This is a genomic window from Streptomyces sp. NPDC048639, assembly GCF_043199075.1.
GTDB lineage: Bacteria > Actinomycetota > Actinomycetes > Streptomycetales > Streptomycetaceae > Streptomyces.
In genome coordinates this window covers 129,657-147,446 of record NZ_JBICVP010000006.1, presented here as the reverse complement: position 1 = coordinate 147,446, position 17,790 = coordinate 129,657, and the positions used below count along the sequence as shown (strand labels likewise).

General features: G+C 71.9%; 21 protein-coding genes. 16 read left to right on the top strand and 5 right to left on the bottom strand.

What is annotated here, in order from left to right; all coding sequences use genetic code 11:
* Positions 1-186 precede the first annotated feature (186 nt).
* Together ACGFNH_RS17970 and ACGFNH_RS17965 are read right to left on the bottom strand one after the other, a co-directional pair.
* Positions 187-399, bottom strand: a complete 213-nt coding sequence (locus tag ACGFNH_RS17970) for an acyl-CoA carboxylase epsilon subunit (protein WP_393654740.1) — start codon at positions 397-399, stop codon at positions 187-189.
* Positions 396-1,994 carry an acyl-CoA carboxylase subunit beta gene (locus tag ACGFNH_RS17965; RefSeq protein ID WP_393654738.1) on the bottom strand — a complete coding sequence of 533 codons (1,599 nt, stop codon included), beginning with the start codon at positions 1,992-1,994 and terminating at the stop codon, positions 396-398. The genes ACGFNH_RS17970 and ACGFNH_RS17965 overlap by 4 nt, the downstream gene beginning before the upstream one ends.
* Before the next feature lie 96 nt (positions 1,995-2,090).
* Here ACGFNH_RS17965 and ACGFNH_RS17960 point away from each other — a divergent pair, with 96 nt between their 5' ends.
* Positions 2,091-3,125: an acyltransferase domain-containing protein gene (locus tag ACGFNH_RS17960; RefSeq protein WP_393654736.1), complete on the top strand. Its 1,035-nt coding sequence runs from the start codon at positions 2,091-2,093 to the stop codon at positions 3,123-3,125.
* A 31-nt stretch (positions 3,126-3,156) separates the two neighbouring features.
* On the opposite strand, the gene ACGFNH_RS17955 is transcribed toward ACGFNH_RS17960, so the two are convergent.
* Entirely contained in the window at positions 3,157-5,517 is a 2,361-nt protein-coding gene (locus tag ACGFNH_RS17955) for a multicopper oxidase domain-containing protein (protein ID WP_393654734.1), read from the bottom strand.
* Between the two features lie 113 nt (positions 5,518-5,630).
* Here ACGFNH_RS17955 and fabG point away from each other — a divergent pair, with 113 nt between their 5' ends.
* From fabG to ACGFNH_RS17905, 10 genes are all read left to right on the top strand, one after another.
* A complete protein-coding gene (fabG, locus tag ACGFNH_RS17950; protein WP_393654732.1) occupies positions 5,631-6,371 on the top strand; it encodes a 3-oxoacyl-ACP reductase FabG in 741 nt (246 codons plus the stop codon).
* 10 nt (positions 6,372-6,381) lie between these two features.
* Complete coding sequence (locus ACGFNH_RS17945; protein WP_393654730.1) at positions 6,382-7,866, top strand: peptide MFS transporter; 1,485 nt, start codon at positions 6,382-6,384, stop codon at positions 7,864-7,866.
* Between the two features lie 156 nt (positions 7,867-8,022).
* Positions 8,023-8,343 (top strand): TcmI family type II polyketide cyclase, encoded by a 321-nt coding sequence (locus ACGFNH_RS17940; protein WP_393654728.1) that lies wholly within the window; start codon positions 8,023-8,025, stop codon positions 8,341-8,343.
* An 86-nt stretch (positions 8,344-8,429) separates the two neighbouring features.
* Positions 8,430-8,855, top strand: coding sequence for a cupin domain-containing protein (locus ACGFNH_RS17935; RefSeq protein WP_393654726.1), 426 nt, complete (start codon positions 8,430-8,432; stop codon positions 8,853-8,855).
* Positions 8,852-10,117, top strand: a complete 1,266-nt coding sequence (locus tag ACGFNH_RS17930) for a beta-ketoacyl-[acyl-carrier-protein] synthase family protein (RefSeq protein ID WP_393654724.1) — start codon at positions 8,852-8,854, stop codon at positions 10,115-10,117. The genes ACGFNH_RS17935 and ACGFNH_RS17930 overlap by 4 nt, the downstream gene beginning before the upstream one ends.
* Complete coding sequence (locus ACGFNH_RS17925) at positions 10,114-11,325, top strand: ketosynthase chain-length factor (RefSeq protein ID WP_393654722.1); 1,212 nt, start codon at positions 10,114-10,116, stop codon at positions 11,323-11,325. The genes ACGFNH_RS17930 and ACGFNH_RS17925 overlap by 4 nt, the downstream gene beginning before the upstream one ends.
* A 61-nt stretch (positions 11,326-11,386) precedes the next feature.
* Positions 11,387-11,641: an acyl carrier protein gene (locus tag ACGFNH_RS17920; RefSeq protein WP_393654720.1), complete on the top strand. Its 255-nt coding sequence runs from the start codon at positions 11,387-11,389 to the stop codon at positions 11,639-11,641.
* Position 11,642: 1 nt separating this feature from the next.
* Entirely contained in the window at positions 11,643-12,113 is a 471-nt protein-coding gene (locus ACGFNH_RS17915) for an SRPBCC family protein (RefSeq protein ID WP_393654718.1), read from the top strand.
* Positions 12,110-12,433 (top strand): antibiotic biosynthesis monooxygenase family protein, encoded by a 324-nt coding sequence (locus ACGFNH_RS17910; RefSeq protein ID WP_393654716.1) that lies wholly within the window; start codon positions 12,110-12,112, stop codon positions 12,431-12,433. The genes ACGFNH_RS17915 and ACGFNH_RS17910 overlap by 4 nt, the downstream gene beginning before the upstream one ends.
* Before the next feature lie 18 nt (positions 12,434-12,451).
* On the top strand, positions 12,452-12,886 hold the full coding sequence (locus ACGFNH_RS17905; RefSeq protein ID WP_393654714.1) for an SCP2 sterol-binding domain-containing protein: 435 nt from the start codon (positions 12,452-12,454) through the stop codon (positions 12,884-12,886).
* Positions 12,887-12,997: 111 nt separating this feature from the next.
* Here the strand turns inward: ACGFNH_RS17905 and ACGFNH_RS17900 are convergent, their stop codons facing one another.
* Together ACGFNH_RS17900 and ACGFNH_RS17895 are read right to left on the bottom strand one after the other, a co-directional pair.
* Positions 12,998-13,738 (bottom strand): SchA/CurD-like domain-containing protein, encoded by a 741-nt coding sequence (locus ACGFNH_RS17900; RefSeq protein WP_393654712.1) that lies wholly within the window; start codon positions 13,736-13,738, stop codon positions 12,998-13,000.
* Positions 13,739-13,770: 32 nt separating this feature from the next.
* On the bottom strand, positions 13,771-14,217 hold the full coding sequence (locus ACGFNH_RS17895) for an anthrone oxygenase family protein (RefSeq protein ID WP_393654710.1): 447 nt from the start codon (positions 14,215-14,217) through the stop codon (positions 13,771-13,773).
* 247 nt (positions 14,218-14,464) lie between these two features.
* Between ACGFNH_RS17895 and ACGFNH_RS17890 the strand changes: the two genes are divergently transcribed.
* From ACGFNH_RS17890 to ACGFNH_RS17870, 5 genes are all read left to right on the top strand, one after another.
* Complete coding sequence (locus ACGFNH_RS17890; RefSeq protein ID WP_393654708.1) at positions 14,465-14,932, top strand: anthrone oxygenase family protein; 468 nt, start codon at positions 14,465-14,467, stop codon at positions 14,930-14,932.
* A 74-nt stretch (positions 14,933-15,006) separates the two neighbouring features.
* On the top strand, positions 15,007-16,059 hold the full coding sequence (locus ACGFNH_RS17885) for a methyltransferase (protein ID WP_393655394.1): 1,053 nt from the start codon (positions 15,007-15,009) through the stop codon (positions 16,057-16,059).
* 221 nt (positions 16,060-16,280) lie between these two features.
* Positions 16,281-17,030 carry an SDR family NAD(P)-dependent oxidoreductase gene (locus tag ACGFNH_RS17880; RefSeq protein WP_393654707.1) on the top strand — a complete coding sequence of 250 codons (750 nt, stop codon included), beginning with the start codon at positions 16,281-16,283 and terminating at the stop codon, positions 17,028-17,030.
* Between the two features lies 1 nt (position 17,031).
* Positions 17,032-17,343, top strand: coding sequence for an antibiotic biosynthesis monooxygenase family protein (locus ACGFNH_RS17875; protein WP_393654705.1), 312 nt, complete (start codon positions 17,032-17,034; stop codon positions 17,341-17,343).
* Positions 17,343-17,660 (top strand): antibiotic biosynthesis monooxygenase family protein, encoded by a 318-nt coding sequence (locus ACGFNH_RS17870; protein ID WP_393654703.1) that lies wholly within the window; start codon positions 17,343-17,345, stop codon positions 17,658-17,660. Before ACGFNH_RS17875 ends, ACGFNH_RS17870 begins: the two co-directional genes overlap by 1 nt.
* The last annotated feature ends 130 nt before the right edge of the window (positions 17,661-17,790 follow it).

The following is a 17,790-nucleotide window of genomic DNA, read 5'->3' as shown; positions in this document are numbered from 1 at the left end:
TGCCCGAAATGTTCAGCTGGTATCGCGGGGTGCGGGGGCGATTCCCGTGGCGCCGGTTCCGCCGGTCCCGCCGGTCCCGCCGGTCCGATCGGTCCGATCGAGCGGGGAGCGCGTGCAGTTCCGGGTGGTCCGCGTGCTCTGGGTGCTCTGGGGTCAGGTCGGCCAGGTCGGTCGGACGGGCGGGGCCTACGGGGTGCGCCACCCCGGGTGGGGACGGGTGAGCCAGGCCGCGGCCGGCAGGCCGGAGGCGAGGCGCGCCCACGGGGCAGCCGGGGGTGGTGCGGCGACGGGAGGAGCGGCGGCGCCGGCGAGGGCGCCGAGGACCACGAGAAGAGCGGCGAGTTCCTCGGCCCGCGGCTCACCGCGGACGACGCGGACCATGCCGGCCGGGCCGCTCATTGGGGCTGGTTCCCATGCTTGCGGGTGGGGAGCGGGGCGTGCTTGGTGCGCAGCATCGCCAGCGCCCCTATCAGACGGCTGCGGGTCTCCGCCGGGTCGATCACGCTGTCGACGAGGCCGCGCTCGGCGGCGTAGTACGGGTGCATCAGCTCGGCGCGGTACTCCTTGACCAGGCGGGCGCGCGTCGCCTCCGGGTCCTCCGCCGCGGCGATCTCCCGGCGGAAGACGACGTTCGCGGCGCCCTCCGCGCCCATCACCGCGATCTCGTTGCTCGGCCAGGCCAGCGAGATGTCCGTGCCGATGGAGCGGGAGTCCATGACGATGTACGCCCCGCCGTAGGCCTTGCGCAGGATGAGCTGTACACGCGGCACGGTCGCGTTGCAGTACGCGTAGAGCAGCTTGGCGCCGTGGCGGATGATGCCGCCGTGCTCCTGGTCGACGCCTGGCAGGAAGCCGGGCACGTCGACCAGGGTGACCAGCGGCAGATTGAAGGCGTCGCAGGTCTGGACGAAGCGCGCGGCCTTCTCCGAGGCGTGGATGTCCAGCACCCCGGCGAAGGCCGCGGGCTGGTTGGCGACGATGCCCACCGCCTGCCCGTCGAGCCGCGCAAGGGCGCAGATGATGTTGGTCGCCCAGGACTCCTGGACCTCGAAGAAGTCGCCGTCGTCGACGATCTCCGCGATCACGGCCCGCATGTCGTACGCCCGGCCGGGGTCGGCAGGGACCAGGTCCAGCAGCGCCTCGGTGCGGCGGCCCGCCGGGTCCGCGGTGGGCTCGGCGGGAGGCAGCTCGCGGTTGTTGGACGGCAGCAGGGACAGCAGATGCCGTACGTCCTCCAGGCAGCTCCGCTCGTCGTCGTACGCGAAGTGGGCCACGCCCGAGACGGAGGCATGGGCGTCGGCGCCGCCGAGTGCGTCGTGCGTGATCACCTCGCCCGTGACCGCCTGCACCACGTCCGGGCCGGTGATGAACATCTGGGCCGTGCCGCGCACCATGAACACGAAGTCCGTCAGCGCGGGGGAGTAGGCGGCGCCGCCGGCGCACGGTCCGAGGATCACGCTGATCTGCGGGATGACGCCGGAGTTGCGCACATTCCGGGTGAAGATCCCGCCGTACCCGGCGAGGGCCGTCACACCTTCCTGGATCCGGGCGCCCGCGCCGTCGCACAGGCCGACCACCGGGCAGCCCGCGGACTCGGCGAGATCCATCAGCTTGTGGATCTTCTCCGCATGGGCTTCGCCCAGGGCCCCGCCGAAGATCCGGAAGTCATGGGCGTAGGCGAAGACCGTACGGCCGTGCACCTGCCCCCAGCCGGTGACCACACCGTCGGTGTGCGGCCGCCGGTCCTCCAGGCCGAAGCCGGTGGCCCGATGCCGCCGCAACTCCTCGACCTCCGTGAAGGTGTCCTCGTCGAAGAGGAGCGCGAGGCGCTCGCGCGCGGTCAGTTTGCCCTTGGCATGCTGCGCTTCGGTCGCCCGCTCGCTGGGGCCGCGCCGCACGCTCTCGTGCAGCTCGGCGAGTTCGGCGGCACGGTCGCGCAGATGGCCGTCCGCGGGGGCCAGTGTGCTCAGGGGCGTTTCCTCGACCAAGCTCATGCCGACCAGCGTGCGCGCGCCTGCTCAAGACGGACTCGACGGCCTCTGGACGTACGGGTGGAGTGCGGCTCGACCCGCGCCGTCCACGCTCGCGCCATGACGCGTCTCCAGCACCGCTCCGTCGTCCTGATGTTCCCGGGCACCGGCGCCCAGCACGCGCGGATGGCGGCCGGGCTCTACGGGCACGAGCCGGTCTTCACCGACGCCGTCGACGCGGTCCTGGCCGAACTCGGCGCCGAGGGCGGGGCCGTGCGCGCCGACTGGCTCGCCGACGCGCCCGCAGAGCCCATGGACGCCGACACCCGCTCGGCGCCGCTGCTGTTCGCCGTGGACTACGCGATGGGGCGGCTGGTCGAGAGCTGGGGCGTGCGGCCGGCCGCGTATCTGGGGCACAGCATGGGCGAGTTCGCCGCCGCCGTGCTCGCCGGGGTGTTCCGCCTGGAGGACGCGGTGCGGCTGCTGTGGGAGCGGGTGCGGATGCAGCGCACCACACCGGCGGGCGGCATGCTCGCGGTGGCGGCCGCGGAGCGTGAGCTGTCGGGTTACCTGGGCGACGGCGTGGTGGTCGGCGCAGTCAACGCCCCGCGCCACACCGTGCTGTCGGGCCCGGAGGCGCCGCTGCGCGCGGTCGCGGAGAAGCTCGTCGCGGACGGCAGGACCTTCCGCCGGCTCGCGTCCCGCACCCCGTACCACAGCCCCGCCCTGGCGCCGCTGGTGCGGGACACCGAGGCGCTCATCGGCACGATGCGGCTCGCCCCGCCGCGCACGCCTCTCTATTCCGCCTACACCGCACGGCTGTTGAGCGCGGCGGAGGCGGTCAGGCCCGCCTTCTGGGCGGTGCAGCCCACGGCTCCCGTGCTGTTCTGGCCGACGCTGGACCGGGTGCTGAAGGATGACGACCGCCTGCTGGTCGAGGCCGGTCCCTCGCAGAGCCTCACGGTGCCGGCTCGGGGGCACGAGGCCGTGCGCTCGGGGCGCAGCGCGGTGGTGCCCGCCCTGCCGCCCCGGGCCCTGGGACCCGAGGCGGACCGGCGGAGTGTGCGCGCGGCGCGCGAGCTCCTTCTGGCGGTGGCCGCGCCGCTTGCGCCGGAGGGCGCCCCGGCCGGATCGGCGGGTCCGCCGGCCCGGTAGGGCGCCCGTGCGCGGGAACCTCGGGCCCGGATCACTCCGGGAGATTGCCGGTGGACCTCCCCGACTCATAGGGGCTCGACACACCGTCGTACGCCAGGTGCAGCACCATGCCGTCGCGCGCGTGGTCGAGGTTGTGGCAATGGTCCATCCACAGACCGGGGTTGTCGGCGCGGAAGGCCACCTCATAGCGCTCGCCCGGCGCGACGTTCAGGGTGTCGGTCCACCATGGGCTGCCGGTCGCCTTCTTCCCGTCCTTGGACAGGACGAGCATGCGGTGGCCATGCAGGTGCATGGGGTGGTCGTCCAGACTCCGGTTGACGAACGTGGTGCGTACCAGGTCGCCCTGTTCGACGAGGAGGGCCGGGATGTCCGGGTAGACCGCGTTGTTGATGGTCCACAGCACCATGGGCCGGCCGTCGAAGAAGCCGAAGCTGTTGCCGAGGACCAGATGGAAGTCCCGGTCGAAGCGGGGCGAGGGGCCGAACGGGGCGGTGCCGCGCGAGCCGTAGTCCAACGGTTCGAACAGCGGCCCGGTGACGGCGCCGGGACGCTCGGCCGCGGCCGTGTCCGGTGCAAGGAGCAGTGACGCCGTTTCGGCCCGGCCCGCTCCGTAGGCGCCGTCCTCGCCGCAGCCCTCGAAGCCGTGGCTGGCGTTGGAGGCGTTCGCGTCCCCGACGACGGTCAGATGGACGGGCCCTGCGGGCTGGCGGAAGGTGACGTCGTACCTTCCGCCGCCCGCGATCCGCAGTCGCCGGTCGCGCAGTTCGGTCGGCCCGTTCACGTCGTTGCCGTCGATCGCCGCGACTTTGAAGGGAGTTCCGGCGAGCGAGTACGTACGGGGGCAGTTGTCGGCGTTCACCAGGCGCAGCCGCACCTCGGTCCCGGCCGCGACCTTCTCCTTCTGCATCCGGGTGTCGTCGCCGAAGGCCGTACGCAGGGTCCCGCCGGTGCCGTTGACGCCGCTCATGGCGCCTCCGCCACCTCCACCGCCACCTCCACCGCCTCCGCGGGGCGGGCCGCCCGCGGAGGGCTTCGCGCCCCCGATGGTCCAGGCGTGCGCGACGACGGTGCGGTCCAGGACCCCGGGGCCGCCGGGTGCGTCCCCCTCGGGCTCCTCCACCACCAGTGACCCGAACAGGCCGCGCGCGACCGTGCTGCTGGACTGCTGGTGCGAGTGGTACCAGAAGGTGCCCGCCCGGTCCGGACGGAAGCGGTACACATGGCGCTCGCCGGAGCGTACGGCGTCCTGGGTGACCCCGGCCACGCCGTCCTCGGCGTTGGGGACGTCGACACCGTGCCAGTGGAGGGTGACCCCGCCCTTCACGTCCCGGTTGACCAGGACCACCTCGACCAGTTCGCCGCGGCGCACGCGCAGTTCGGGCCCCGGGAGCTGTCCGTTGAAGGCGAGGGCCGCCACCTTCTCGCCGGACGCCAGGCGGATCATGCGGTCCGTCGCGGTCAGCGTGAAGCGCCTGTCCGGCTCGCCCTTGCGGTCACCGGTGAGGTCGTCGACGTTCCGTACGCGGGCCCGGCCGGCGGACGCGCCGCCTCCGGTGTCATAGGAGTGCTGGTGTCCCGACTCGCCCATCCGGCCCGGCAGTCTGCTCTGTTCGGCCACCAGCGAGCAGCCGCCGACGGTCAGCACGGCCAGACCGGTCACCACGGCGGTCGCGCGCAGCAGGCGTCTCGGACGGGACGGAGGCCGCCAGCCGGGGGCTTCCAGGACGGTCCTGCGGCGCTGCTGGAACAGCAGCAGTGCACCCGACGCGGCCCCCAGCAGGGCGAGTTCGACGAGGACCATGCCGGTGTACGGGGGCGTGGGCGGGTGGAGCGTACCGGCCGCGCCCAGCAGGGCGGCGACGCAGGCGGACTGCACGGGGACGACGAGCCGTGCCCGGGCGGCCAGCCGCCGCAGCGCGGACAGATCGGGCCGTGCGCGGTCAGCGGTCCGCGGCGGGGCCTGGGACGTCTCCTGTGCCGCGTCTTGTCGCTCGCCCGGCGCCGCGTCCCCTACGGCGTCCGGTGCCGTGCCCGGTGCCGGAGCCGCCTCCCGTACGGCATCCCGTGCGGCGCGCAGCACCCGCCAGTACGCGGGCACGGCCAGCGCCACGACGGCGACCGCCGCGAGCACCGGGGGCATTGCCCCGAACAGCACGTAGTCGGCGCCCCCGAGCCATCCGGCCGCGCCGGCGAGAGCGAGGGCCAGCGCGGCCCGTACGGCGAGCGCCAGCAGCGCGCACCCCAGCAGGATCAGGCCGAGCAGGGCTCTGCGCCGGACGGCCGCCGCCGTGGGACGGGTCGCCAGCCGCCGCGCCCCGCGGGCCGCGAATCCCCATAAGAGGGCCGTGAGTACGGCCCAGAGGATGTTCTGTTCGAAGAGGTTCTCCACCATGGGGGACAGCCTGGCGTGACTCCTTCGAGCCTCCCTCGAGGCGGCTGGACGATGCTCGCGCACGGCCGGAGCAGCCGCCCCGGTCCTGCCGTGCACGTGGGAGGGGACACGAGATGCAGCAAAGGCGCAGTGCGCTGGTGACCGGCGGATCGAGGGGCATCGGCCGCGCGGTCGCGGTCCGGCTGGCGCGGGCGGGGTACGACATCGGTTTCTGCTCGCGGTCCGCGGACGAAGCCGCCCTGGAGACGGCACGGTTGATCGGCGAGACCGGTGCGCGGGCCCACCACGTGGTCTGCGACGTCACCGACGCCGAGGCCGTCCGCACCTTCGTCGGCGAGACGGAGGAGAAGCTCGGTCCGGCGTACGCGGTGATCAACTCCGCGGGTGTGCTCCGGGACCGTCCCATGGCGCTGATGGCCGCCAAGGACTGGCAGGCCGTGGTCGGCACGAGCCTGGACGGCACGTTCAACGTCTGCCGCGCCGTCGTGCGCGGACTGCTCACCCGCAGGGCCGGCGCGCTGGTGAACGTCTCCTCGGTCATCGGCGTGTACGGCAACGCCGGCCAGACCAACTACGCCGCAGCCAAAGGCGGGTTGAACGGCCTGACCCGCGCCCTGGCCAAGGAGGTCGCCCCGTACGGAGTGCGGGTCAACGCGGTCGCGCCCGGGTTCATCGAGACCGAGATGCTCGACGGCATGACGGCCAAGGCGCGGGAGGCCGCCCTGGGCAAGATCGCCATGGGGCGGTTCGGCAGCGCCGGGTCCGTCGCGGAACTCGTCGCCTTCCTCGTCTCCGACGCCGCCGACTACATCACCGGCCAAGTGGTGCAGATCGACGGCGGGATCGCGCTGTGAGGGGAGTGTCATGACCTCCGGCAGCACCACGGCCGCGAGCCCGGCCACCGCGCAGGACGACCCCGGCCGGCCGCTCCGGTCGATGTTCCGGGAGCGCTGGTTCTCCACCCTGTTCATGACCGACATGTGGGAGCGCTTCAGCTTCTACGGCATGCAGGCGCTGCTCTTCCTCTACGCCACGGCGCCCGCCTCGGAGGGCGGCCTCGGACTCTCGGACGGCACGGCGGGTGCCCTCTTCGGCCTCTACATCTCCGCCTCGTTCCTGGCCGCCATGCCCGGCGGCTGGCTCGGGGACCGGGTCCTGGGCACCCACCGGGCCATGCTCTGCGGGGCCCTGGTCATCATGGCCGGGCACCTCTGTATGGCCGTGCCCGCCCACGCCACGTTCTATCTCGGCCTGGTCCTCGTGGCCTGCGGCACCGGGCTGCTGAAGCCCAACCTGCCCGTGATGTTCGACCAGATGAACCCGGGGGCGAGCAGCAGCCGCCGGCAGGCGGCGTTCTCTCTCTTCTACATGAGCATCCAGGTCAGCGCCCTTCTCGGGCCGCTGGTGACGGGCGCGCTGGGCGAACGCGTCGACTGGCACCTGGGGTTCGGCGCCGCGGCGGTCGGCATGGCCTTCGGCGTCCTCCAGTATCTGCACGGCGCGCCGTCGCTGCGCGGTGCGGCGACCGGTCCCAGCCGGCCCCTGCCGCCCGACGCGCTGCGCCGCCTGATCCGCCGCGCCTGGGCGGCCCTGGCGGGCGCCGTACTGCTGGGAGCCGGTGTGGCCGTCGCGGGCGGTCTGCCGCTGCGGCCCGTCCTGGCCCTGTGCGGGCTGGCCTCCCTGGTGGCACCCGTCTGGTACTTCCGGCGGCTGCTGCGCGGCGCGGAGCTGGACGAGGCCGAACGGGCGCGGATCCGCGGCTACCGGAGCATCTTCGTGCCGTCGGTGCTGTTCTGGGCGATGTACGGCCAACTGGGCTCCGTCTTCAGCCTGTTCGCCCGTGAGCACACCGAGCGTGAGATCGCCGGGTTCACCGTCCCGGCGAGCTGGTTCCAGTCCGCGCATCCGCTGTTCCTGCTGCTCCTGGCGCCGTTGTTCGCCTGGCTGTGGCTGAGGATCGGGGCGCGCGCCGGGGTGGTGCGGAAGTTCTCCTCGGGTCTGCTGTGCGCCGGGGGCGGCTTCGCCGTCCTGGCCACCGGCGCGTGGTTCGCCTCCGACGGGGACACCCTGGTGTCCGCGCTGTGGCTGCTGGGCGCCTTCCTGTTCATGACGTGCGGCGAGCTCGTCTTCGGGCCCGTCGGGCTGAGCACGACGGCGGAGTCGACCCCCGAGGGGCACGGCAGCCGGATGATGGGGCTGTTCTATCTCGGGGCGGCCCTCGGGGCCGGTGCCGGCGGCCAGTTGTCGCACCTCGTGGGTGTCCTGCCGCTCTGGATCTACCTGGCGGGATTCGCCGCAGCAGCGGCCTTTACCGCTCTTTTACTCCGCCGCAGAACGACACGAATCTGACGTCGAGCTGCCCTGGACGAGGTCTCAAGTCCCCGGGGCCAGCATCGCTTTCGGACAGCCGCCCGACCGCTTACGGGCACGGCACCCGTCCGCTCACGGGCGCCACGGCCGTCCGCCCCGCCCGACCGCTCCGGGCCTTACCGTGAAGGAGTCCCCATGGCGCACCGCACCCTCATCGTCGCGCGGATGGACCACGACGACGCGGACAAGGTGGCCGCGCTCTTCGCCGAGTCCGACGCGACGGATCTGCCGCACATGATCGGCGTCCAGCGGCGCACGCTGTTCCGCTTCCACGGCCTGTACTTCCACCTCGTCGAGGCGGAGGCGCCCATCAACGGCGATCTCTACAAGGCCCGCAGCCACCCGCTCTACCAGGACATCAACACCCGGCTGCAGGAGTTCATGACGCCGTACGACCCGTCGTGGCGAGAGCCGAAGGACTCCATGGCCGAGCCCTTCTACACCTGGACGCCCTGAATCCGCCGACCGCAACCGGACCACCCGAGTCCACCGGTCCGCCGCATCCCGTCCCCGGTTTTTCCGTCCCCACCTGTGGAGCACCTATGCAGACCTCCGACCTGACCAAGGTCGCCATCGACGACGTGGAGCCGAACCGCAAGCGCGGCGGCGATCTGCGTGTCCTGCTCAGCCCCAAGACCTGCGGAGCGACCTCGGGGTTCATGGGCGTGGGCACGCTGGAGCCCGGAGAGTTCGTCTCCGAGCACTACCACCCCTACTCCGAGGAGTTCTTCCACGCCATCCGCGGGCGGATCCTGCTGCGGGTCGAGGGCCGGGAGGTGGTGCTGGAGCCGGGCGAGTCGTTCATGGTCCCGATCGGCGTGCGCCACCGCATCGAGAACCCCGGCACCGAGCAGGCCTTCGTGGCGTTCTTCCTCAGCCCTCTGGCCCCGCGCCCCGATCTGGGGCATGTGGACTGCGAGCCGCTGCCGGGGGAGGGCACCCTGCCCGAAGTGGGGGACGTGCGATGACCGCACGCGCGGTGATCACCGGCATCGGTGTCGTCGCCCCGGGACAGCCGGGCCGCGAGAACTTCTGGGAGATGATCGTCAAGGGCCGTACGGCGACCCGGCGCATCACGCTCTTCGACCCGGCGCCGTTCCGCAGCCGGATCGGGGCCGAGTGCGACTTCGACCCGGAGCTCAACGGGCTGTCGTACCAGGAGATCGCGCGCACCGACCGGGCCGGCCAGTTCGCGATCGTCGCCGCCCGCGAGGCCGTCGCCGACAGCGGCATCGACCTGGAGGCGGAGGACCCGCACCGCATCGGCGTCAGCGTCGGCAACGGCGTCGGCAACGCCATCTCCATGGAGCAGGAGTACCGCACCGTCAGCGACAACGGCCGCCAGTGGCTGGTCGATCAGGGCTACATGGTGCCGCACCTCTACTCGTACGTGATGTCCAGCTCGCTGGCGACCGAGGTGGCGTGGGCCGCGGGCGCCGAGGGCCCGGCGACCGTCGTCAGCTCCGGCTGCTGCGCGGGCATCGACGCGGTCGGGTACGCCGTCGACCTGATCCGCGAGGGTTCGGCCGAGGTGATGGTGGCCGGGGCCACGGACGCCCCGATCTACCCGATCACCGTCTCCTGTTTCGACACCCTCCGGGCCTCCTCCACCAGCAACGACGACCCGGAGCACGCTTGCCGTCCGTTCGACCGGCGGCGCAATGGGCTGGTTCTGGGCGAGGGTTCCGCGGTCTTCGTGATCGAGGAACTGGAGCACGCCCGGCGGCGCGGCGCCCGGATCTACTGCGAGGTGGCCGGCTACTCCGCCCGCGCCAACGGCTACCACATGACCGGATTGCGGCCGGACGGGCGGGAGATGGGCGAGGCGATCACCGCCGCGCTCGACGAGGCCCGGATCAATCCGGACGAGATCGACTACGCCAACGCCCATGGCTCCGGCACCAAGCAGAACGACCGTCACGAGACCGCCGCGTACAAGCGCAGTCTCGGCGAGCACGCCTACCGGATCCCGGTCAGCTCCATCAAGTCGATGGTCGGGCACTCGCTCGGCTCGATCGGCTCCATCGAGATCGCCGCCAGCGCGCTGGCCATCGACCGGGGCACCATCCCGCCCACCGCCAACTACGAGGAGCGCGACCCCGAGTGCGACCTCGACTACGTGCCGGGCACGGCGCGCGAGGCCGAACTGGACGTCGTCCTCAGCGTGGGCAGCGGCTTCGGCGGATTCCAGAGCGCGGTCGTGCTCACGTCACCGAGGAGGATGGGATGACTGCGTCCGTCATCACCGGTGTGGGCGTCGTCGCGCCCAACGGCCTGGACCGCGAGGCGTGGTGGCAGGCGACGCTGGACGGGAAGTCGGGGCTCGGCCGGATCAGCCGGTTCGATCCGTCCCGCTATCCCGTGCAGGTCGCCGGTGAGGCCAGCGGCTTCGACCCGGCCGACCACGCACCGCAGCGGCTGGTCAGCGAGACCGATGCCATGACGCAGTACGCGTTCGGCGCCACCAACGAGGCCTTGGCCGACGCCGTGGTGGACCCGGAGCGGATGGCCGACCTGGAGATGGCGGTCATCACCGCCAACTCCTCCGGCGGTGTGGAGTTCGGCCAGCGCGAGCTGCAGAAGCTCTACACCGAGGGCCCGCAGGCGGTGGGCGCCTATATGTCCATCGCCTGGTTCTACGCGGCGACCACCGGGCAGCTCTCCATCCGGCACGGCATGCGCGGCCCCTGCGGCGTGCTGTGCTCCGAGCAGGCCGGCGGACTGGACGTCCTGGCGCAGGCCCGGCGGGTCCTGGCCAAGGGCACCCGGCTGGTGGTCTCCGGCGGCACCGACGCCTCCCTGTCCCCGTACGGGCTGGTCTGCCAGCTCTCCAACGGCCGGCTCAGCGAGGAGACGCGACCCGACCGCGCGTTCGTGCCCTTCGACCCCGACGCGAGCGGTTACGTGCCGGGGGAAGGCGGCGCGATCCTCGTCGTGGAGAGCCACGACGACGCGCGCGCCCGCGGTGCCGAGCGGATCTACGGCGAGATCGCGGGCTATGCGGCCACCTTCGACCCGCGTCCGGGCTCCGGACGGCCGCCGGGACTGCGCCGCGCGGCCGAACTCGCCCTCGCCGACGCCCGGATGGGGCCCGACGGCATCGACGTGGTGTTCGCCGACGCTCATGGCCTGCCCGAGCTGGACCGCCAGGAGGCGGAGGCCATCACGGCGCTGTTCGGCCCGGACGGCGTTCCGGTCTCCGTCCCCAAGACGATGACCGGCCGGCTCTACGCGGGTGGCGCGCCGCTCGATGTGGCCGCGGCCCTGCTCGCCCTGCGCGACCAGGTGATCCCGCCCTCGGTCAATGCCCGCCCCGACCCCGCGTACCGCCTCGACCTGGTCACCGACCGTCCGCGCGAGGCCCGCCTGCGGACCGCTCTGGTCCTCGCGCGCGGCTACGGAGGCTTCAACGCCGCCGTGGTCCTCAAGTCCGTCTGACCGCCGGCACCGCTCGCACCACCCTGCGCCGGCACCGCTTTCCCGTCCCCAGGAGGAACAGATGAGCACCATCAGCTTCGACGACCTCAAGGCGATCATGAGCCGTTGCACCGGCGAGCTCGACGGGAGGGAGCTCACCGAGGCCGATCTGGCCACCTCGTTCACCGAGATCGGCTACGACTCGCTCGCCGTGCTGGAGATCGCCAGCCAGATACAGCGCGAGTACGACCTGCAGATACCGGACGAGGCCATCGAGGAGATGGACTCCCCGAAGGCCGTCATCGACTACGTCAACGCCACCCTGGCGGCGGTCTGACATGGCCAGCGTCACCGACAACGCGATCGTCATCGACGCGCCCATGGACCTGGTCTGGGACATGACCAACGACGTCGAGTCCTGGCCGCAGCTGTTCTCCGAGTACGCCAAGGCGGAGATCCTGGGCCGCAAGGGCGCGACCCTCACCTTCCGCCTCACCCTGCACCCCGACGAGAACGGCGCCGTCTGGGACTGGGTCTCCGAGCGCACGCCCGACCCGGTCACCCGGACCGTACGGGCGCGGCGCATCGAGACCGGCCCGTTCGAGTTCATGAACCTCCTGTGGACCTACACCCCGACCGATGCGGGCGTGGAGATGCGCTGGCGGCAGGAGTTCGCGGTCAGGTCCGGACTGCCGTTCGGTGACAAGGAGATGGCCGAGCGCCTCAACACCAACACCCGCCGGGAGATGGCCCGGATCAAGGGACTGGTGGAGAAGGCCGCCGCGGAACAGCAGGCGGTGGGGCGGTGACACCCGGACTGCGGGTGCTGCTGCGGATCCGTATCACCGAGGGGCACGAGGCGGAGTTCGAGGAGCTGTGGCGCGGCCACGCCGAGACCGTCCGCGGCTTCTCCGACAACCACGGGCAGCAACTGCTGCGCAGCCCCGGCGAGTCCGGCAGCTACACCGTGCTGACGGACTGGACGGACGAGCCGTCCTTCCGCGCCTTCGAGCAGAGCCCCGAGCAGCGGGCCTATCTCCGCAAGCTCTGGGCGATCCGCGCCGGCGGGGAGATGCAGTTGCTCGAGGTCGTCCACGTACTGTCACCGGCCGCCGCGGCCGAAGCCTGAAGAACCCGGAGGACACGCATGAACGTGCAGCAGGAACAGGTGACCGAGCTGATCGAGCTGGTCGAGTCGACACCGTCCAAGGAACTCGAAGCGGCTGTGGCGGGCCGCGAGGGCGGGCTGGACGCCGCCCTGTCGCTGATCTTCGAGCTGCTGGTGTCGGAGTTCAACCCGGAGAAGGCCAAGGGGGAGAAGGGCGTCTTCCAGTTCGACATCGCCTCCGCCGAGGGCCAGAAACTCCACTATGTGCAGGTCGAGGGCGGCACCTGCCGCACCGACAAGGGCCGGCACGAGAGCCCCGACATCACCATCGGGATCAAGCTCCCCGACATGCTGGCGATGGGCGTCGGCAAGCTGCCCGGCGCGAAGGCCTTCCTGACGGGCAAGCTGAAGCTGCGCGGCAGCCCGCTCATGGGCACCAAGCTGGGCGAGTGGTTCGACCACCCCGAGGTCTGACGGGGAGTGCGACGAAGCCGCCGCCGCGCCATGAGCGCGGCGGCGGCTTTTCGGCATCCCGGCGGGGCTCCAGTGGGCGGGGCCCACCCGTCAACGCGCCCGGGGGATACGTCAGTCGACGCCCAGGACGGACATGTGCGCGATCGAGAGCATCGCCTGCTCGTGGACCAGGGCGAGATACGCGTCCGGGTGCGAGGGCCGCTCCGAACCGTCCAGATACGGCGCGAGCCACGCCTCCGCGTCCTGCCCGAAGCAGCGGTCCGAGAGATAGCCGACCACGTCGTAGGGGTGGCCGTCGTACTGGACGACCCGCACCAGGGTGTCATCGTGCAGGAACAGCGCCGCACGGACGATCGTCGGGTGGTCCTCGGACAGCCGCAGGGAGGCCTGCCGGTTCGCCGTGGCGCGGGCAGCGGCCAGTTCCTCCCCGGCCCCCTTGCGCAGCGGATAGCGCAGGGCGACCGTGCCGGCGGCGGGACGCTCGTCGGGGCTGTGCTGCTCCAGGACCGTCATCAGGCTGCGGTGGAAGTGCTCCCGGAAGCCCTCGGGGGTCTCGGTGTCACGGGGCTCCGAGAGATACGGCAGGATCGCCCGCTCGGCATCGTGCACCCCCTTCTGGACCGACATGTGCCGGGCTATGTGCGCGGCGCCGGCGCCGTCGTGATGGATCACTCTGACCAGGGTGTCCCCCTGGACGAACAGGCCCGTGCCGAGCAGCATCCCGATGGTCTCGCCCGAACTGTCCTTGATCACAGGGGAGTCGACCCGCGTGAAGTTGTGCGGTGAGAAGACCTCGGTGAGTTCCTCCTCGTGGCCGGGCGTGACGCGATAGGTGACGGCGTCCAGTGGCATGGCGGTTCCTCCTCTTGAGCGGGCGGCGTAGGTCAGCGGGCGGCGAGCACGGCGACGGTGTCGGCGGCCAGGGCGAGCGCGGCCAGGCCCGTCCGCAGGCGGTGCCAGGCGCGCCACTGCGGCCGCGGATCCACCCAGGGACCGTCGGCGGCGAGACCGCTCAGCGAGCGGTTGATCGGGACGTTGCCGAGGTGCGAGACCGCCTGCACCCCGATGAGCAGCACCGAGGCCAGCGGGAACAGGACGCTGCCCGGTGGCTCGGCGATCCAGGCGAGCGCGAACCCGCTGAGCGTCACGACATTGACGAGGATCGGCATCAACGGGTGGTAGCCCTTGCCCAGCAGGGCGTGCGCCCGCAGATACTCGGCGCGCCCCATGGCCGACATGGCGGGACCGACGCTGACCGCGACCGCGACGAAGATGCCTGTGACGGTCCCCGTCCCGGTCAGCACGATCCCGCTCAGCACTTCCTCAAGCATCACGACTCCCGGTCGGTGGTGGGTGTGGTCGTCACCGTGCCGTCACCTGCTCGATTCGCTGTGGAGAGGCGCTCGACGGCGGGGCCCGCGCCCGCGTCGTGAGCGGCCCCGCCACCGGCGCCCAGCAGGGCCGCGGCGCCCGGCCGTTGATCATCGAGTCGTCTTCGAGCCCGTTTCGACCAGCGACGCCGAGAGTCGAGGCAGTGGTCCGCCGCATCGGGTGGCGGCCGGGGAGGGAGGGCGAATCGTGGCCGAGCTGGTCCAGGTACTGATGCCTTTGGCGTTGCTCGCCGGCGGGCTCGCGGCCGGTGGGCTGGCGATCTCCGTGCTCGCCGCCCCGCTGTTCACCACCCTGCCCACCGGGATGTATGTCCCGGTCCACAAGGGCCTGGTCACGCGCTTCGACCCGTTCATGCCCATCTCGCTGCTCAGCTGCCTGCTGTGCGACATCGCCCTGGTGATCACGGCGGAGGACGGGCCCGTACGGCTGCTGGCCGGACTCGCCGCCCTGCTGCTGGCCTGCGCCATGACCGTCTCGCTCACCAAGAACGTGCCGATCAACCGGTGGCTGGCGACGCTCGATCCGCAGGCGCTGCCCGCGGACTTCGAGCGGCTCGATCCCCGCGAGCGCTGGATCCGCTGGAACCGCGTGCGGGGTGCGCTGGCCGTCGCGGCGCTGGTCGCCAACGTCAGCGCGGCCGCGGTGCTCATATGACGCTCCATCACCATCCCTCAGGCGTCACCTCTCACCCATCACCCGCTCCCGTCCTAGGAGATCGTGTGGACACCATGACCGGTGTGGTCGGACCGGCGATGACCGCCGCGCTGCCGCCCCACGTACGGCTGTTGCTGCTGACGGACGGCAAACGGATATCCCGGGTGCTGCATGTGCTCGCCGAGCTGGGCGTCGCCGACGAGCTGGCCGACGGCCCGCTCACGGTGCCCGAACTGGCCGGGCGCACCGCCACCCACGCGGACTCCCTCGGGCGCGTGCTGCGGGTGGCCGCCGCGTTCGGGGTCTTCGAGGAACAGGAGGACGGGCGGTACGCGCTCACCGACCTCAGCCAGGTCCTGCGCTCCGACGTGCCCGGCAGCCAGCGGGACATGGTGCTCTACAACGGCACCGAGATGCTCTGGCGCTCCTACGGCTCCCTGATGCACACGGTGCGCACAGGGCAGCCCGCCTTCGAGGATGCCTACGGGCACGGGTTCTTCGAGCATCTGGAGGAGAACCCGGAGGCGAGTGCACTGTTCGACCGGGCGATGACCGGCATGAGCCGGGCCACCGCGCGGATGCTCCTCGACGGCTACGACTTCGGGCGGTTCCCCCGTATCGCGGATGTGGGCGGCGGGCGCGGCTTCTTCCTCTCCGAGGTGCTCGCCCACCATCCGCAGACGCGGGGCACGCTCGTCGACCGCCCGGCCGTGGTCGAGGAGGCACCCAAGCTGTTCGGCGACGCGGGGGTCGCGGACCGCGTCGAGGTGGTCCCCGGCGACTTCTTCCAGGAGCTGCCGAAGGGCCATGACGCCTACGTGCTCAAGGCCGTTCTGCACGACTGGGACGACCGGCGCGCGGCGGCGATCCTCGGACGGGTCCGGGAGGCGCTGGAGGGCAACCCCGACGGGCGGCTGCTGATCTGCGAGTTCCTCGTCGGCCCTGCCAACCAGTGGGACCGGGGCAAGCTGCTCGACCTGGACATGCTGGTCCGCTTCGGCGGCCGCGAGCGCGGCGAGGACCAGTGGCGGGCGCTGCTGGCGAGCGCGGGATTCGAGCTGGTGAACGACCCCGTACCCGGGCGCTGGGCGGTCCTGGAGTGCCGCCCCGTCCCGGCCGGCGGGTGAACCCGACCCCCATCACGCGGACTTCACGGCGGTGACGCCCGAGTGCCCGGCAGGACTGTCACGGCAGGACTGTCACGGCAGGACGGCGACCGTCCGGATGCGACGGCATACGAGAGCACCGCACACGACAGCACCGCGCACGACCGAGCCGGTGCACGAACACGACGGCACACGACCGCGACGGCACGACCGCGACGCGACCTGAGACGACGGAGGAAGTCATGGAACTTCGACTGGTGGGCAAGAACGCGCTCGTCACCGGCGGCACCCGGGGCATAGGCCGGGCCACCGTACTGGCCCTGGCCAAGGCCGGTGCCACGGTGGTGACCTGCTACCGCACCGAGGGCGAGGCCGCCGACAGCCTGGCACGCGAACTGAAGGAGCTGGGTGGGGACCACGCCCTGGTCCGTGCGGACGTCGGCACGGCCGAGGGCGTGGAGGCGGTGCTGGCCGAGTGCCGCAGCCGCTTCGAGACACTCGACATCCTGGTCAACAACGCCGGTGTCATCAGCCAGATCCCGTTCGCCCAGCTCCCGTTCGAGGAGTGGGAGCGGGTCGTCACCACCAACCTCACCGGCCCCTTCATGGTGATCAGCAAGGCGCTGCCGATGCTGCGCGAGGGCTCGTCGGTGATCAACATCGGGTCCCGCGGGGCCATGGCCGGCATTCCGCTGCGCGGCCACTACACCGCGTCCAAGGCGGGCCTTGTCGGGCTGACCCGTTCGCTGTGCAAGGAACTGGGTGGCAAGGGCATCCGGTTCAACGTGGTGGCGCCGGGCGTCATCGACACCTCCGAGCCGGACGAGCTGACCGATGAGCAGCGCGCCGCGTACAACGAGCGCTATCTGCGCATGATGGCGCTCGGCCGGTTCGGGCGCCCGGACGAGATAGCCGGCGCCATCCTCTTCCTCGCCAGCGACCTGTCCACGTACGTCAACGGCGAGACCCTGCACGTCGACGGAGGTGTCTGAGATGGCCGCGGAGCGGGTCGGGGCCTTTCGTGTCCTGTTGACCGTGCAGGTCAAGCCGGGCCTGGAGGCGGACTTCGAGAAGGTGTGGGCGGAGGGCAGCAAGGAGGTCACCGCACAGTCGGCGAACCTCGGCCACACGCTGGCGCGCAGCGCGCGGGAGGAGTCCGTCTACTACGTGGCCAGCGACTGGACGGACAAGGACTCCTTCCTCGCCTTCGAGAGCAGCCCGGAGCACATCGCCCACCGCGAGAAGCTCCACCCGTACCGTACGGGCGGTTCGCTGGCGATGATGCACCTGGTGGAGGTGGCCTGATGAGCGGGGCGCCGGGGCGCGTCCGGGTGGTGCTGTATCTGCGGGCCGCCGAGGCGGACGTGCCGTCGGTGGAGGAGGCGTACCACCGGATCAGCAAGGATCTGGCGGGTACACCGGGCCTGCTGGGCAACGAGCTGCTGCGCGAGGTCACCGACCCGGGAGCCTTCGCGGTGCTCAGCGCATGGGAGAGCCTGGCGGCCTTCCAGAAGTGGGAGTCCGGCTCCGCGCACCGGGGGACCACGTCGCCGCTGCGGCAGTACCAGGACGGTGAACGGCCCAGGCCCTTCGCCCTGTTCGAGGTGGCCGCGGAGTACTGACACCGCGCGTGCCATTCCATGATGGCCGTGCCGCGGGGTGGCTCCACCGCTCCGCGGCACGGCCGGCCGCGCGGGTTGCACCGGCGGGGCCGGGCGCCGGGGGCTACCGCCGGGGGAGGGCAAACCGCCG

What these genes read in the sequence shown, in the direction of transcription:
- fabG (WP_393654732.1), top strand. Translation starts at nt 5,631, where the DNA reads ATGCAGCAAAGGCGCAGTGCGCTGGTGACCGGCGGATCGAGGGGCATC.
- ACGFNH_RS17940 (WP_393654728.1), top strand. Translation starts at nt 8,023, where the DNA reads ATGGCGCACCGCACCCTCATCGTCGCGCGGATGGACCACGACGACGCG.
- ACGFNH_RS17915 (WP_393654718.1), top strand. Translation starts at nt 11,643, where the DNA reads ATGGCCAGCGTCACCGACAACGCGATCGTCATCGACGCGCCCATGGAC.
- ACGFNH_RS17935 (WP_393654726.1), top strand. Translation starts at nt 8,430, where the DNA reads ATGCAGACCTCCGACCTGACCAAGGTCGCCATCGACGACGTGGAGCCG.
- ACGFNH_RS17870 (WP_393654703.1), top strand. Translation starts at nt 17,343, where the DNA reads ATGAGCGGGGCGCCGGGGCGCGTCCGGGTGGTGCTGTATCTGCGGGCC.
- ACGFNH_RS17970 (WP_393654740.1), bottom strand. Translation starts at nt 399, where the DNA reads ATGAGCGGCCCGGCCGGCATGGTCCGCGTCGTCCGCGGTGAGCCGCGG.
- ACGFNH_RS17920 (WP_393654720.1), top strand. Translation starts at nt 11,387, where the DNA reads ATGAGCACCATCAGCTTCGACGACCTCAAGGCGATCATGAGCCGTTGC.
- ACGFNH_RS17885 (WP_393655394.1), top strand. Translation starts at nt 15,007, where the DNA reads ATGACCGGTGTGGTCGGACCGGCGATGACCGCCGCGCTGCCGCCCCAC.
- ACGFNH_RS17955 (WP_393654734.1), bottom strand. Translation starts at nt 5,517, where the DNA reads ATGGTGGAGAACCTCTTCGAACAGAACATCCTCTGGGCCGTACTCACG.
- ACGFNH_RS17945 (WP_393654730.1), top strand. Translation starts at nt 6,382, where the DNA reads ATGACCTCCGGCAGCACCACGGCCGCGAGCCCGGCCACCGCGCAGGAC.
- ACGFNH_RS17900 (WP_393654712.1), bottom strand. Translation starts at nt 13,738, where the DNA reads ATGCCACTGGACGCCGTCACCTATCGCGTCACGCCCGGCCACGAGGAG.
- ACGFNH_RS17895 (WP_393654710.1), bottom strand. Translation starts at nt 14,217, where the DNA reads ATGCTTGAGGAAGTGCTGAGCGGGATCGTGCTGACCGGGACGGGGACC.
- ACGFNH_RS17880 (WP_393654707.1), top strand. Translation starts at nt 16,281, where the DNA reads ATGGAACTTCGACTGGTGGGCAAGAACGCGCTCGTCACCGGCGGCACC.
- ACGFNH_RS17925 (WP_393654722.1), top strand. Translation starts at nt 10,114, where the DNA reads ATGACTGCGTCCGTCATCACCGGTGTGGGCGTCGTCGCGCCCAACGGC.
- ACGFNH_RS17905 (WP_393654714.1), top strand. Translation starts at nt 12,452, where the DNA reads ATGAACGTGCAGCAGGAACAGGTGACCGAGCTGATCGAGCTGGTCGAG.
- ACGFNH_RS17875 (WP_393654705.1), top strand. Translation starts at nt 17,032, where the DNA reads ATGGCCGCGGAGCGGGTCGGGGCCTTTCGTGTCCTGTTGACCGTGCAG.
- ACGFNH_RS17965 (WP_393654738.1), bottom strand. Translation starts at nt 1,994, where the DNA reads ATGAGCTTGGTCGAGGAAACGCCCCTGAGCACACTGGCCCCCGCGGAC.
- ACGFNH_RS17960 (WP_393654736.1), top strand. Translation starts at nt 2,091, where the DNA reads ATGACGCGTCTCCAGCACCGCTCCGTCGTCCTGATGTTCCCGGGCACC.
- ACGFNH_RS17930 (WP_393654724.1), top strand. Translation starts at nt 8,852, where the DNA reads ATGACCGCACGCGCGGTGATCACCGGCATCGGTGTCGTCGCCCCGGGA.